Origin of the sequence: Flavobacterium branchiophilum FL-15 (assembly GCF_000253275.1) — a bacterium.
GTDB classification, from domain to species: domain Bacteria; phylum Bacteroidota; class Bacteroidia; order Flavobacteriales; family Flavobacteriaceae; genus Flavobacterium; species Flavobacterium branchiophilum.
Genome location: NC_016001.1, coordinates 2952266 through 2967508 on the forward strand (window position 1 = coordinate 2952266; position 15243 = coordinate 2967508).

15 protein-coding genes are annotated in these 15243 nt (G+C 32.4%); 12 read left to right on the forward strand and 3 right to left on the reverse strand.

The window, feature by feature from the left end; all coding sequences use genetic code 11:
* Positions 1–47: 47 nt before the first annotated feature.
* The 10 genes from FBFL15_RS12745 (at position 48) to FBFL15_RS12785 (ending at position 8432) form a co-directional block, all read left to right on the forward strand.
* Complete coding sequence (locus tag FBFL15_RS12745) at positions 48–1109, forward strand: hypothetical protein (RefSeq protein WP_044032306.1); 1062 nt, start codon at positions 48–50, stop codon at positions 1107–1109.
* A gap of 198 nt (positions 1110–1307) precedes the next feature.
* Positions 1308–1802, forward strand: a complete 495-nt coding sequence (locus tag FBFL15_RS12750) for a YqiA/YcfP family alpha/beta fold hydrolase (protein WP_014084975.1) — start codon at positions 1308–1310, stop codon at positions 1800–1802.
* Positions 1803–1932: 130 nt separating this feature from the next.
* Positions 1933–2478: a hypothetical protein gene (locus FBFL15_RS12755; protein ID WP_148267920.1), complete on the forward strand. Its 546-nt coding sequence runs from the start codon at positions 1933–1935 to the stop codon at positions 2476–2478.
* A gap of 93 nt (positions 2479–2571) precedes the next feature.
* A complete protein-coding gene (locus FBFL15_RS12760; protein ID WP_014083878.1) occupies positions 2572–3468 on the forward strand; it encodes an IS1595-like element ISFbr1 family transposase in 897 nt (298 codons plus the stop codon).
* A gap of 46 nt (positions 3469–3514) precedes the next feature.
* Positions 3515–4414: a helix-turn-helix transcriptional regulator gene (locus tag FBFL15_RS12765; RefSeq protein ID WP_014084977.1), complete on the forward strand. Its 900-nt coding sequence runs from the start codon at positions 3515–3517 to the stop codon at positions 4412–4414.
* Positions 4415–4493: 79 nt separating this feature from the next.
* A complete protein-coding gene (locus FBFL15_RS12770; protein ID WP_014084978.1) occupies positions 4494–6320 on the forward strand; it encodes a DUF262 domain-containing protein in 1827 nt (608 codons plus the stop codon).
* 37 nt (positions 6321–6357) lie between these two features.
* Complete coding sequence (locus FBFL15_RS12775; protein WP_014084979.1) at positions 6358–6678, forward strand: hypothetical protein; 321 nt, start codon at positions 6358–6360, stop codon at positions 6676–6678.
* A 4-nt stretch (positions 6679–6682) separates the two neighbouring features.
* Positions 6683–6901, forward strand: a complete 219-nt coding sequence (locus FBFL15_RS12780; protein WP_014084980.1) for a hypothetical protein — start codon at positions 6683–6685, stop codon at positions 6899–6901.
* A 71-nt stretch (positions 6902–6972) separates the two neighbouring features.
* Complete coding sequence (locus FBFL15_RS17260; RefSeq protein WP_262493561.1) at positions 6973–7080, forward strand: WYL domain-containing protein; 108 nt, start codon at positions 6973–6975, stop codon at positions 7078–7080.
* 986 nt (positions 7081–8066) lie between these two features.
* Complete coding sequence (locus FBFL15_RS12785; RefSeq protein WP_014084982.1) at positions 8067–8432, forward strand: cyclic-phosphate processing receiver domain-containing protein; 366 nt, start codon at positions 8067–8069, stop codon at positions 8430–8432.
* Positions 8433–9560: 1128 nt separating this feature from the next.
* On the opposite strand, the gene FBFL15_RS12795 is transcribed toward FBFL15_RS12785, so the two are convergent.
* Positions 9561–10943 (reverse strand): MATE family efflux transporter, encoded by a 1383-nt coding sequence (locus FBFL15_RS12795; RefSeq protein ID WP_014084984.1) that lies wholly within the window; start codon positions 10941–10943, stop codon positions 9561–9563.
* A gap of 134 nt (positions 10944–11077) precedes the next feature.
* Here FBFL15_RS12795 and FBFL15_RS12800 point away from each other — a divergent pair, with 134 nt between their 5' ends.
* Both FBFL15_RS12800 and dnaJ read left to right on the forward strand, forming a co-directional pair.
* On the forward strand, positions 11078–11653 hold the full coding sequence (locus FBFL15_RS12800) for a nucleotide exchange factor GrpE (RefSeq protein WP_014084985.1): 576 nt from the start codon (positions 11078–11080) through the stop codon (positions 11651–11653).
* A 124-nt stretch (positions 11654–11777) separates the two neighbouring features.
* Entirely contained in the window at positions 11778–12884 is a 1107-nt protein-coding gene (gene dnaJ / locus FBFL15_RS12805) for a molecular chaperone DnaJ (RefSeq protein WP_014084986.1), read from the forward strand.
* Between the two features lie 110 nt (positions 12885–12994).
* Here the strand turns inward: dnaJ and FBFL15_RS12810 are convergent, their stop codons facing one another.
* Both FBFL15_RS12810 and FBFL15_RS12815 read right to left on the reverse strand, forming a co-directional pair.
* Complete coding sequence (locus tag FBFL15_RS12810; protein ID WP_014084987.1) at positions 12995–13237, reverse strand: hypothetical protein; 243 nt, start codon at positions 13235–13237, stop codon at positions 12995–12997.
* 95 nt (positions 13238–13332) lie between these two features.
* Complete coding sequence (locus FBFL15_RS12815; RefSeq protein WP_014084988.1) at positions 13333–15240, reverse strand: beta-L-arabinofuranosidase domain-containing protein; 1908 nt, start codon at positions 15238–15240, stop codon at positions 13333–13335.
* Positions 15241–15243 lie beyond the last annotated feature (3 nt).

Genomic DNA, 15243 nt, shown 5'->3' on the forward strand with positions numbered 1-15243 from the left:
AACCAAGAAAAATCTTTGTTTTTAACAAAATTTAATCCATGATAAATATGATAAAAAAGACCAAAATCACTTTTAGATTGTATAACCAAATGCATTCTAGCTATTTTAATTTAATTAAAGGTGATGACGAAACAAAACAAACTAAAGGTCTCGGAATTGTGCTTTCAAAATCGGAAATAGCCTTGAGGGCATTTCTAAAAATGCCAAAGATTAAAGATGCAAAAATCAATTTAGAAAAATACGATGCTGTAATTGTCAATTGCGAACTAGTTTCAAAAACAGATATAAAACAACGATTAGATGTTTTAATTCGGTTTTTTGAAAAAAATGTGTTGAAAAAAACAATTATTATTGAAGCAAAAAGCAGCAATAAAAATATAAGTTTTTTGAGTGCTAAAAGCCAATTAGAGGGTTACCTCGATAATAGGTTTCAAGAATTAGACAATGTTGAAGAAAAAGATTTAATGAAAGTTGTTCTTACAAAATATAGCGGTGTTTCAACTGAAGGAGACACCATTTCATTAGCCTGGGATGATATATATACAATGTTGTATCAAAACAGAAATCAAGACGAATTAATAAATGATTATTTTAATTTTTTAACCAAAATAAACGGAACTATGAAATTTTACGAAAAAGAAGTGTATTCAATCCCATCTGCTGAATGGTCATCTAATGCAATTGAAAAATTAAAAATATATGAATGTCCAAATTCAGGTAGGTACCTCATTAAACAAAAGCCGTTATACATTACTTTCAGAAAAAGTGGCGGCGGCGAGATGTCTAAACTATATAAAATTGATGATATTATAATTTTCAATCCAAGAAACGATTACAAAGTGTTTTTAAAATCTGATGACTATCCAGATGAAATCAAACAGAAAATAAAAAATTATGTAAATTATATGAGGGAAAACAATTTTTGGACTGAAGAAATTTTACCCGACGAAGAAAAGCAATTTTTTATATTGTCAGAGAATGATAATATAGAATTGAAAAACAATCCAAAACCTGAAAAAAATAACTCGTTTAGAGCATATTATAAATTATCCGACTTGCTAACAAATAATATTGTTGGCTCAAAAGAAGAAATTGAAGAAACAGAATAATATAAATATCAACCCTTCAAAACCCCAAAAATTATGGCTCAAATTTTAAACAAAAAACACGGTGCAACTTTGTACTACATTGACGGTAGTTTGACCAAAGACCAATTGATGGGATTGATTGCTATAATTTAAAGAAATCATCTTATAAACCTCAAAGGTTTCAAAAACCTTTGAGGTTTATTAAAAAACTAAACTAACATGAACATCCTTTACCTGCATGGGCTTGAAAGCAAACTTAGCCCCGAAAAAAGACAAATTCTCGAGAAATATGGGAATGTAATAGCACCCGATTTGGATTATAAATCAAATCCCAATAAGATTCAACAACTTATTGACGCATATAAAAAGGAGCCAATAGATGCCATTATTGGCAGTAGTATGGGCGGTTTTGCTGGGTATTATTTGGCAAAAAGCCTGGGCGTTCGGGCTATGTTGTATAATCCTGCTTTGCCTTATAGAACTAGTATTGAGCAATTGGTACCTGAGATAATTGCTAAAAATCCCCTTGCCGATTTGCGAATTGTTTTGGGTGGATTGGACGATATTATTCAGGCCAAAGACAATTTGACTTTTTTGGCTGCAAACTATGATTTTGAAAGAAATTATCAAATTGTAATTCGGAAGGAACTAGGGCATCAAATTCCGATTACAGTATTTGAAGAGGAAACGGAAGCGTTTTTTGAAAGAAATTAATATATTAAAATCTTTAAAAAAACCTTTTCCGTTTATAAAAATAAATTTAAAACGACACAATTTGTCGTTGTACTTGTTTATCTTTGTCGAAAATAAAGAAACCTGTAGTGTTTATTAACGTATTTTTTCTTTGTTTACGGGGGCCGCGTTAGGGATGGAAGCGGCATCCTTTTTATTGCCCCTGTGCGGTTGCGCTGGTTTTGGGGCAATAAAAAGATATAGCGGACAGCCCGGCCCCTTGTGGGAACGCCCAAAAAATTTTAATAAAATTGTATTTATGAATATTGATGTGATTAAGAGAGAAATTGTTGCTGCTCATAGAGAGTGGGACAAGCTTGGGCAGAGTTTTGACGATGATAAATATGCCGAAATCTATGAGGCTGGTGTGTGGGATATGCTGGTTTCTTATTGTGAAAATAAAGAATATGAGGTGGAGGGTTATCCTTTTGAAAAGCGGCTACTGGGGGAGACGGATGAGGCGTATGACGAGGATTATTTTTGCTTTGAACGAAATGTAAAATATGTGGAAGTCTTGGCTACGCAAAAACCGGATGTGATGGAATTGCTGTTTTTTTACAAGCAAACTTTTTGGTATGATGAAACGGCAAGCCCCGAAAGGCTGAAGGAGGAATTGCTGGAGGCTATTGCCGGAAATTGGTATGATATTGATTTTTGAACCCAAACAATAAACTAATACCAAATATACATATAAAATATATAGAGTTATCCATTTAAATACTTATATTTGTAATAACTAAAACAATAGGCTATGGAACAATTCTTAGGTCAAGGAATAATAGAGTATTTTGATAAATTCAAAACAGATTTAGATTGTCTAGAATATCTAGCAGATCGGAAATGGTCAAACGGTTATAAGTGTGTAAAATGTGGCAATAGTAAATATAATGTTAGAAAAGCAAATTTTGCAAGAGACTGTAATAACTGTCATCACATCGAAAGTCCATCGGCTAACACTATGTTCCATAAAGTTAAATTTGGTATGAGAAAAGCTTTTACAATCGTTTTTGAAATGAGTGCAACCACAAAAGGTATTTCTTCAAATCAGATGGCAAAGCGATTAAATATAAGGCAATCTACGGCTTGGTTGTTTATGAGTAAGGTTAGAAAAGCAATGAAAAGTAGCGAGTGTTATCCCATTAAAGGTACTGCAATCGTTGATGAATTCGTTTTTGGTGGTAAAGAAACACTCAAGCAAGGAAGAAGTACAGATAGTAAGAAAAAGAAAATTGTGGCTGCAGTTGAAATAGATAAAAACGGTGGTGTAAAAAGAGCCTATTTTAAGCTAATAAATGATTATTCTTCGGTATCACTAGAAAAAATATTTGATGCACATATATCCACTGAGGCAAAAATAATAACTGATGAATGGACAGGATACAAACCATTAAAAGAGATGTATGATATAACCCAAATTAAGAGTAATAGTTCTGATTTTTTTGAGATAAATACAATTATACATCAAGTTAAGGCTTGGTTAAGAAGCACTTTCTCATGGATGCATGAAGAACATATTGAAAAATATTTGGACGAGTACAGCTACAGATTAAATAGATCAAATAGCAAACAAACTATATTTGATAACTTAATTAAAAGGATGGTAATTACTAAACCCCTTAAATATAGTGAGATTATAGTAAGTACCTAAACGGATAACTCTAAAAATATATTTGGTATAATAAAAACTTGAAATTATGTCGAAAAAACATTTTATAAAACGTCATTTGTTGATACTCGAAAGGCTGAGAAAAAACCCTTGTGATTTTAAAGAATTACAGGAGTATGTGCGAAAACAATTTATGCTCGATGAAGTAGATTATGAGTTATTGAAACGCACTTTTGAGCGAGATGTGAAGGAAATTTTTAGTATTTATGGTGTTGAAATTAAATTTAACCGCAGGGAAAGAGTGTATGAAATTATTCAAGAAGCAGATGAAGGCAACACGAACCGCTTGATGGAAACGAGTCAAATTTTCAATGCTTTGAGTGTTTCAGACTCGGTGGCCAATCATTTGATTTTGGAAAAAAGAAAGTCGCTGGGCACCGAAAATATGTATGGTTTGCTGCATGCCATTCAGAAACAAGTGGAGGTGAGTTTGGTGTATGAAAAATTTTGGAATTTTGACCATGAGAAATTCCAACGTGTGTTGCGTCCATTGGTGTTGAAGGAAGCCCGACAACGATGGTATTTGATAGCCGAAGACCCGAATGACGGTGCTATTAAATCTTTTGGGTTGGATCGGATTTCGGATTTGGAGATCAGTTCGAGACGTTTTGAATATCCCAAATCATTTAATGCGGAGGAAAAATTCAAGCACGCTTTTGGCATCATTAGTGGCGAAGAAGCCCCCGAAAAAATTCGGCTTTGGCTTACTCGGGAACAAGGCAATTATATCAAGTCCTTGCCGTTGCATCATTCGCAAAAAATAGTTTCGGAAACAGCAACGGAGCTTGTTTTGGAATTGTTTGTTTGCCCCACCCATGATTTTGTGATGGAACTCCTCTCGATGGGTGCCAACGTAAAAGTGTTGGAACCAAAAAGTTTGCAGAAAAAAGTAAAGGCGAGATTGCTTGAAGCGGTGGGGATGTATTAGCAAAATAATTTTAAAAGAGAAAAATGGTTTTGTAAGTAAAGTGGTTTATATTTGCACTATAAAACCTGGAAAGTAATATATGGAAAAATCTAAAACGTTTGGAGATTTTATTAAAAACACCTCTTTGGAAATACCTGATTATCAAAGAGCATATTCATGGGGGGAAAAGCAATTAATCCCTTTTATTAATGATATTTTAGAGTGCTGTAATAGCTCGACTTACTATTTGGGACATTATATTTTAGAAAATCTTGAGAATAAAAGAGCGTATGAAATAGTCGATGGACAACAACGTATAACTACAATATATTTATTTTTACTTGTTTCTGGGTATTTGAACAATCATGATTATTTGAAAGATATTAATTTTAAAACTGTTTCTTATGATGAAGTTGGTTTTGAAAAAATTCATTCGCTTCTAAAAGAAAATAAGAAATTAGAAATTGGATTGGAGGAGTTGTTAAAAAGTTCTCAAACAGCTACAGCTTCATTAAGAAAAATAATAGAAGCGATAAAATTATTTCTAAAAGCATTTTCAGACACTGAAAATACAACAAAAAAAATTAGATTAAAAACAGAAAATATTGACCAATATATTTCAGTAATTTTCAATGCTGATTATTCTGTTGCTATTTATACTAATAAATCCGTTGCTGCTCAAATATTTGAACTACATAACACCCGTGGAATTAAACTTTCTGAAACTGAAAAGATTAAAGCATTGTTAATGAAGATTATATATCTAAATTCAAATGAAATTGAGAATGATATTAATTATATTCAAAAAAAATTTGCAATTATCTTTAAGTCTGAAGAAAAAGCAAATGAGGAGTGGTTACGAGGTAATCTGCCTTTAGATACAATTCTAATGTATCATTTACGAGCAATAGAAGATGGAAATAAATCAGAAGGTTTTTATTTACCCCAATCTATTGAAGGTGAACGGGGGTCGCTTGAATATGTTAAGGAAGCTTTATCTAAATTAAACAAAGAAAAATCGGTTGAGTATGCCAAAAATCTAACGAATGAATTTGCTAGATCAATGGAAATTATCACTGATATTATACCTGAGGAAGACGATAAAAATTCTTTAATTGGAGATGTTTTGTTACTAGACAAAAATAAAAGTCTTGTGTTTTTATTGCGGGCTTTTAGAAATGGTAACCCATTAGAGAATAAATTAATTGAACGTTGGGAAAATTTTTTGTTGCTTTATGAAATTATATACTATAATGGCTATTTTTATAATTCGAAAGCATTCCGAGATAATTTTGAAAATATATTTAAATCTATAAGTGGTTTGTCTTTGCAAAAATGCAATAATTTATTATTTAAATATTTTAATAATGAAGAAAAATTTTCATATAGTTGGAGGCATTTAGGTGAAAATTCTAAAAACCATTTTGAATCTAGTATAAATAAATGGAAATCAAATATTTATGGTTGGAACAAAGTCGGGTATTTTCTTTACAAATACGAGATAAGTAACGGAAGTAATATCTGTGAGATAAGAAATTCTATTTTTAAAAATGATTCTCTATCAATCGATCACATAGTAGCTAGAGGCTTGACTTGGAACGACCTAAATTATTTAGATTATTATGAGCTATCTAATGTTGATGAAAGAAAAAAAGAAGCAGATGATTTATGGGCTGAAATTCTTACGGTAATCAACGGTATTGGTAATCTATCTTTATCAACAACTACTCAAAACTCATCAGATTCAAACGGTTTACCATATAAACATCTAAAAACTTATGAAAAATGTGGATTAAAACAAACATTTAAAGAGGTGCAAAATTGGAAAGACCCCAAAGTTTTTATATCAAATATTAACATCCGAAATGAAAATATAATGGCATTCATTTCTGAGAAAATTGTAAATAATATTGATGTCTGGAGCTAAAAATAAATATAATAATTTTAATACATAAATAATAAAAATGAAAGAATTTACAATAAACAATTGGATAGCTGTAATTATAATTGTTGCAGTAGTGGGTTATGTTTTATATTTTCTATTTGATAGAAAATGTAGTTTTTGTGGAAAATTTGGAACGCTCCGTAAAGTTGATAGAGAATTGATTAGCCAAAAAGAAAGTAAAGTAAAAGAAACAATTAAAACAAAAGATAAAAATGGCAATGTAATCCGAACTAGAGAAGTCATGGTTCCTGCTACTACAAAAACATTCAGAATTTATTATGAATGTAAAAATTGCAAAAAACAAGAAACTAGGTTGGAAACAGATACTTATAAAAACTAATTGTATGTTTACATATTTGGCATATATTATTTCATTTATAGTTTCTATAATAGGTGGATTTATAGCTTGGAAAAGTTATAATTATTTTATCCCCAAAAGTGATTTTTATAGAAAAAGTTCATATCAAATATTTTACAAAAAAATATTTTGGGTTTTATCAGTAATGATGACTGTTGCATTACTAACATTGGCATTGTTTGGTCATTTTAAAGGTAAAATTTAAATTTTTATTGTCATCATATATTTTACAGGGGTGGTAATTATTATATTCAATAAATTACCACCCACCATTTTGTGATAGAACTCCTCTCGATGGGCGCCAACGTGAAAGTGTTGGAACCAAAAAGTTTGCAGAAAAAAGTAAAGGCGAGATTGCTTGAGGCGGTGGGGATGTATGCGTGATTTGTTTTAGGTTTTTGGTTAGTGCTTATTCAAATCAAAAAATGACTTTAAATCGTAACAAAAAATAGGTTCTACCACGAAATATGAGTGTTTTTTACAAATGTATAAAATTATAAAACAACTATTCAAAAATTTAAACCATTAAGAAATTAAGGTAATTAAGACTTAATGAAACTTAATATCTTAATGGTTCAAAAACAAAATTTAATAAATTTTGATTGGAAACCCACACAAATGGTGGTAGAAACAAAACCTAAAATGAAAAAGACACCTCCCTCCTATCTCTTTTTGGATGATTTGCGAATCCCATTTAAACCATTAAGAAATTAAGGTAATTAAGACTTAATGAAACTTAATATCTTAATGGTTCAAAAACAAAATTTAATAAATTTTGATTGGAAACCCACACAAATAAATGGTGGTAGAAACAAAAAAATAAAATGAAAAAGACGCCTCCCTCCTATCTCTTTTTGGATGATTTGCGAATCCCATTTAAACCATTAAGAAATTAAGGTAATTAAGACTTAATGAAACTTAATATCTTAATGGTTCAAAAACAAAATTTAATAAATTTTGATTGGAAACCCACACAAATAAATGGTGGTAGAAACAAAAAAATAAAATGAAAAAGACGCCTCCCTCCTATCTCTTTTTGGATGATTTGCGAATCCCATTTAAACCATTAAGAAATTAAGGTAATTAAGACTTAATGAAACTTAATATCTTAATGGTTCAAAAACAAAATTTAATTAATTTTAATTGGAAACCCACACAAATAAATGGTGGTAGAAACAAAAAAATAAAATGAAAAATACACCTCCCTCCTATCTGTTTTTGGATGATTTGCGAATCCCATTTAAACCATTAAGAAATTAAGGTAATTAAGACTTAATGAAACTTAATATCTTAATGGTTCAAAAACAAAATTTAATAAATTTTGATTGGAAACCCACACAAATAAATGGTGGTAGAAACAAAAAAATAAAATGAAAAAGACACCTCCCTCCTATCTGTTTTTGGATGATTTGCGAATCCCATCCGAGGCTTATTCATACCCTTTTAATCCTATTTTTTTGGAAAAAGACTGGATAATTGTTTGCAGTTATTCTGAATTTGTGGAATGGATTACCCAAAACGGACTTCCTGATTGTGTTTCTTTTGACCACGATTTGTCGGATGTTGAAAGCCTTCAAGAAAAAACGGGATTTGATTGTGCCAATTGGCTTGTTGAATATTGTATGGATAATCGTTTGGATTGTCCAGCGTTCTATTGCCACTCGATGAACCCCGTTGGGAAATCAAAAATTTTGGGGCTGCTTATGCAATTCAAATCGTTTCAAAAATCGCAATAGAAAGAAAATAATTACCTGAAATGTTTTGAAGTTTTTGAGGGAAATTATTTTTTTATAAAATATTGAAAATGAGTTATTTATAATTTATTTAAAAAAAAAACAAATCAATAAAACATTAATTTTTGAAAAAATCCAAACCAATAATTGGTGGTTTTTTGAACGGATTGAAATCCGTTGTTATATTTTCACCAACGGATTGAAATCCGTTGCAACAAAATGAATCGTCCCTACGGGACTTTATTATACGGGAGGTTTGATCAGGCAAACAAGTTTTGAGTTTCAAATATTGGTAATGGTATGCCGCCTTGATACAGTATTCATGTTTAAAAAAATATCATTTGATGTAAAAAAAATTACTTTTTTTTACCAACCTAACACTAAATGTTTTAAATTTGTAATACTTAAATTCCTTAGTTATGAATACATTTATTGAAAAATATAGAAAGCCATTGTTACTTTCTATATTTTGTCTTTCTTTAATTAAACTTGGGGTCGAAATTTACGAACTCAATAACCAAGCAATAGACAAAAATTCTGGTTTATACCTACCCTATTCAGGGTTAATTTCGAGTCTTATGCTTTGTTTATTCTATGTTTGGGAGCTGAGAAAAAAAACAGCTTAATATTTTTAAAATAAAGAGCAATTTTTTTATAAAAATTGTTCTTTGTTTTTATATTAAATTGATAAATTGTTATAAATCAATACTATTTGACGTATATAAGATGCTTTCAAATTGTATGTCATTTTTTTTGCGGCTACTTAAAATTTAAGAATATTATTCTATTTTATACCAAATATACATATAAAATAGTCCAATCTACTGGTTCTTTTTTACTAAAGTTATTCAAAAAAAAATAGTTCCGTAGCCCAGCTATGCAACGATTTTTTTGGAAAATTTTTTCTAAAAAATAACTACGTATCTTTGGACTATTTTATAAATATATTTGTTATTACTAAAAATCCATTTTTCATATTTTCTTTATTATTTTTTGGCATCCATTTATATCAAGTAGTAGAAATAGGCTTTTGATCAGATAATCAAGTTATGAATCCAATGGCTTTGATTGTGGTATTTGAATGTACTACAATTGTTTTTATATTAAAACCTTTATATAAAAAAAATTAGATTAAGACAATTGCTTTGATGCCGTCATTTTTTTGGTAAGCGAATAAAACCTAACATATAAAAAAACGGCTGCAAAGGTTAGCCCCGCCAAAAGGCCTATCCAAATACCTGTAGCGGCCAGCGTGGTGTGCTTACCAAGATAGTATGATATGGGAAATCCCACAACCCAATAGGCTACAAAGGTAATATACATTGGTACATTTACATCTTGAAGCCCCCTCAAGGCTCCTAAAACAACAACTTGGATGCCATCAGATATTTGAAAAAACGCAGCAATTAAGAGTAATTTGGATGTAATTTCGATTACTTGTGTGTTGTCCAAAGCTTGATTGGCATCGTTCATATTGAGAAACAAATGGGGTAAATATTGATGAAATACAATAAAAATAATAGCAAAAAAAGTTTCGAGCATAATGGCCAACATAAAAATAGATTTTGCCGTAAAAAGAAGCCCTTTGATGTCCTGAAGTCCTTTTAGATAACTCAATCGGATCATGGCTGTAACGTTGAGCCCCATGGCAAACATAAAGGTAGTTGAAGCGAGTGTTAGGGCTATTTGATTGGCCGCTTGACTGTTTTTGCCCAAACTACCCGAAAGCCATATAGCTGCCGTAAAAAGGGTAACTTCAAAAAGCATTTGCATGGCAGATGGTGCCCCAAGTTTTACAATTTTTTTGAGCACCGATTTTTTGATTTCTTTGAAACTAAAATGCTTAAAATAAGGTTGTAGTGTGTGGTTGTTTTTCATCAAATAGTGCATAAATACTACCATCATCAGTCTGGAAACAACAGTTCCAAGTGCAGCCCCGACAACACCCATTTTTGGAAAAATCCAAAAACCATAAATTAACATCCAATTAACTATAACATGAACCACGTTGGTCAAATACACGGCATACATGGCATATTTTGTAAGTGATAAACCATCGGAAAATTGTTTGTAGCCCTGAAAAATAATTACAGGTATCAACGAAAATGCTACCCAATCGATATAAGGAGTGGCCAAATCGACAACGGCTTTGGGTTGGTTCATCAAAAGCATCAATGGTTTGGACAATACAATAAGCACAAATAACACTATCCCTAAAATAATACTTAACAACAGTCCGTGATGAAAAATCGAACGGCATTTTTTGTCGTTTTTTTCTGCCAATGCTTCAGAAGCCAAAGGGGTTATGGCAGTAGAAAACCCGATGCCAATAGACATTCCAATAAAAATAAAACTGTTGCCCAAAGATACGGCTGCCAACTCTGTAGCACCTAAATTGCCCACCATAAAATTATCAACAATCCCGATAAGGGTGTGTCCGAGCATACCAAAAACTACTGGAGTTGCTAGTTTGATGTTGTCTAAAAATTCTTTTTTATAACGGTTTATTCGCACTTTATATATATTTTTGCCAAAGGTAAAATATTTTTTTTGCCTACAATTTTAAAAACAAAAAAATATACGAAGTTAAAACAATGACAATTTGACATTTTTTAAGGTTTGGCAGTAATTTTGATAACATACAATAAATGAAATTTAAAAACATATTCAAAAATAAAACAAAGATGAGTACTGAAAATACTGAAATAGAAAAAGAATTAGACGACACAACGATTGAAAACACTACAACCGAGGAAACGCTAGTTGAAGAATTAAGTATTGAAGAACAATTAACCAAAGATTTGGCTGCCGAAAAAGACAAGTTTTTGCGTCTTTTTGCCGAATTCGAAAATTACAAAAAACGGACTACCAAAGAAAGAATCGAATTGTTTAAAACAGCCAATCAGGATGTTTTACAATCTTTATTGCCTATTTTAGATGATTTTGACAGGGCTTTAATTGAAATCAAGAAATCAGAAAATGACATTTTGACACAAGGAGTCGAATTGATACATGAAAAATTAAAATCGACCTTGGTATCTAAAGGATTAGAAGCAATAGAAATTGGGGCAGGCGACTTATTTGATGCCGATTTTGCAGAGGCCATAACCCAAATTCCAGCACCTTCGCCAAACTTAAAAGGTAAAATTGTAGATGTTATAGAAAAAGGTTATAAACTTGGCGAAAAAATTATTCGTTTTCCAAAAGTTGTAATTGGTAATTAATTCTAATTGAAAGAAATAGTGTATTAAAATCCACGCTTTGTTTTAGAAAACAACAAACCCAATGAGAAAAAAACAGCTGACTCTTGCACATCAAAAGTGAGTATTGTTAAAAAAATTTACACAAATGAAAAAAGATTTTTACGAAATATTGGGCATTAATAGAAATGCAACGGAAGCCGAAATAAAAAAAGCTTACCGAAAAAAAGCCATAGAATTTCACCCAGATAAAAACCCAGGCGATGCAGTAGCTGAAGAAAATTTCAAAAAAGCTGCAGAGGCTTATGAAATTTTGAGCGACCCACAAAAGAAAGCTAAATATGACCAATACGGACATCAAGCCTTTGAAAACGGCGGCGGTGGCGGCGGTTTTGGTGGTATGAACATGGATGACATTTTTAGTCAATTTGGCGACATTTTTGGTGGCGGCGGATTTGGCGGATTTGGCGGTGGCGGCGGACAACGCCGTATGAAAGGGAGCAATTTGCGAATCAAAGTAAAACTGACTCTTGAAGAAATAGCCAATGGCGTAGAAAAGAAAGTAAAAGTAAAACGAAAAATTCAGGCACAAGGCGTAACCTATAAAACTTGTGGCACTTGCAACGGACAAGGTCAGGTAATGCGAGTAACCAACACCATTTTGGGTCGTATGCAGTCGGCTTCTACCTGCCCAACTTGTGGCGGAACTGGACAAACACTGGACAAAAAACCATCTCATGCCGATGCTCAAGGGATGGTGCAAGAAGAAGAAACAGTGTCTATTAAAATTCCAGCAGGTGTAGTTGATGGAATGCAACTAAAAGTGTCAAACAAAGGAAACGATGCTCCTGGCAATAGTGTGCCTGGCGATTTGATTGTTGCCATAGAAGAGGTAGAACATGACTTTTTGAAACGTGAAGGCGAAAACCTACATTATGACTTGTACATCAGCTTGTCTGAAGCTGTTTTGGGAGCTTCAAAAGACATTGAGGCCGTAAGTGGAAAAGTACGAATCAAATTGGAAGACGGAATTCAATCTGGTAAAATTTTGAGATTGAAAGGCAAAGGTATCCCTAGCTTAAATGGCTATGGCAATGGCGATTTACTTGTACATGTTAATGTTTGGACACCCAAAACTTTGAACAAAGAACAACGTCAATTTTTTGAAAAATATTTAAACGACGAAAACTTTTTGCCAAATCCTGAAAAAAGTGAGAAATCATTTTTTGAAAAGGTAAAGGATATGTTTTCATAGTTATAAACCGCTTTTTTTATATAAAAAACCACCTTTATTAGTAGAGGTGGTTTTTTTGTATGAAAAAATAGTGGGAATATTTTTTGCAATCCAGAAGACTTCTATTAGAATTATTTATCATGAAACCCAATTCCATATCCAAATAAAGCAGCGGTTATTCCAAGATGAATAAGCAGTACTGCTTTTTGCCATTGCGGTCTGTCGTTCCATTTTTGCTCTGGGTCGAATGGGTCAAATGCCAAACCAATTCCAAAGGAGGAAGCAGCTTGCATATAATCGTGATTAAAAATTGCTTGATAGGCACCCAAAAGTATGAATCCTAAGTAAATAAATTTGTTAAATGGTGTTTTCATGGTTTATTGATTTTTAATTTATGGAATTACTTTTCAGAATTATTTGTTACATTTCATGAATATGGATTGATTTAATTTTTAAATTTCATTACGTTTTAAAAACTCACTTGTCTCAAAATGGTTTTCCCAAATGGAATTAAAGTAAGGGTTTCCACTTGATTGGTAGTGGTGTTTTTGGCATTCAAAATAATTTTTCCATTCTCATAATTGGCTTGATGATTTTCTATGAATTGATAGCGTTGGTTTTCTATTGGTTTATAGTTGAAATCACTGAAATTCGTGAAATAGGTTTTCCCTTTTTGTTCCAAAGCGGCAATGGGTTTGGCAAAAAACAAAGCGCCATATCGAAAATATTTTTCTTTGTTGTGGTCTTCTACAATTTCAATTTCTGCCTTAAAGGCTATAGAAATGCGGTCTTTCTTCTTAAATTTCTTTTCAAAAACGATGCAATCTCCATCCAAAACATAGTTTTCTGTGGTAACAATTTCTTTTGCCCAAGCTGGCTTTCTAATTTTTAGTGTAAATGCTACTTCATTTGGGTTGGAAATTTCATAAACAAAGCTGTTTTTATTGGGATAATCGGTTATGGTTTCAATTTTTATAGTTTTATTTTGAATTTTTGTTTCCAACACATTGGGCATCAAAAGCAATTGAACAAAGGTGGTTTCATTTTCTTTGAGCCAAGATTTTTCAATAAAATATGGCGAAATTCTACCGGCATTGGGGTTGCAACAAACCGCTACATCTTGGTGTGCAGGCGAATATTTGTATCGGGTTTGGTTGCGGTTGGGTTCTACTTCACCATTTTTGGTACCCATCATTTCAAAGGAATTATCGGTTTTTAAATAGGCAATACAGGAATGCTCGGGATGTCTGGACCCTTGTGCCGCATTATAAAAAATCGTTTCCATGGCTTCTGCCGTTTTGAAATCGCCTTGTTTTTGCAACAAAACGGAATAGCTATCCAGCAATTCGTGCAAGGAACAATATTCATAACCAGTATGCGTGGCATCAGCAGTTCGTTCGGCAATCCATTCGTCGCCAATGGCACCTCCTGTGGCAGTGGTTGTTTTTTCAATCCGTTGCAAATACACTTTCAAAGCGGTTTGCAATGCTGTGTTTTTTGAAGCATAAGTAGCAACTAGCAAGGGACGTAAATGTTCATACGTATGCACCCCATGCGATTGCAATTTGTACTCGGGATTCAGAATATTTTGCAATTGTACATCTTTTTCCGATTGATAGGTGTTGCAAAAATCTTGATACAAAAACAAAGCATAATCGGTATATTTGGTGTCTCCCGTAATTTGATACATTTTGTCCAAAACATCTGTAAAAGTCAATCCATGCGAAACACCTCCGTTGAATTCTTTCCCAGAGGAATAGGGACTAGAGGCATGGATGGGATAATTTTTCATGACATTGGCAACTGCTTTTTCTAAGGCATTCCAAACTTTTTTGTCTTTAGAATACTCATAATAAGCCAGTAACCCTCGATAAAGCGTGGCTTTAGACCACAATTCGCCGTTCTCCGATTGGAAATTATAGCGCAAATCGGTATCATAAATACCTAAATACCCATCTGCATCTTGGGATTTTAAGACGTTTTGAATGTATTTTTCCACTTTTTTCAGTCCTGCTTTGTCGTTCAAGAAAATCACATTTCTGATATAACCGTCCCACCAATTGGATTGGGTTTCGCTGTTCCACCATTTGTATTGCTCACTTCCTTCAGCATCGCCTTCTTTGTTGTTTCCCAAATCTTTGACTTCGCTGTGTTGGTGCAAGCGTTGGGTGCTATAAATGGGATCCTGAATCAAAGCAGGCACCAATTGATCCAAATTGCCCACAAATCCTGCCACGTCTTTTTGCATTTGGTCTTTCAACCAACCCGTAGGTTTGATACTGCCAAAGGGTAACAAGGTATATTTTTCGTTTTGTTTTTCTTGAGATTGAATAGTCATGCTTCCTAAAATCATAGTTATTGCAATTATTTTTATCATCTG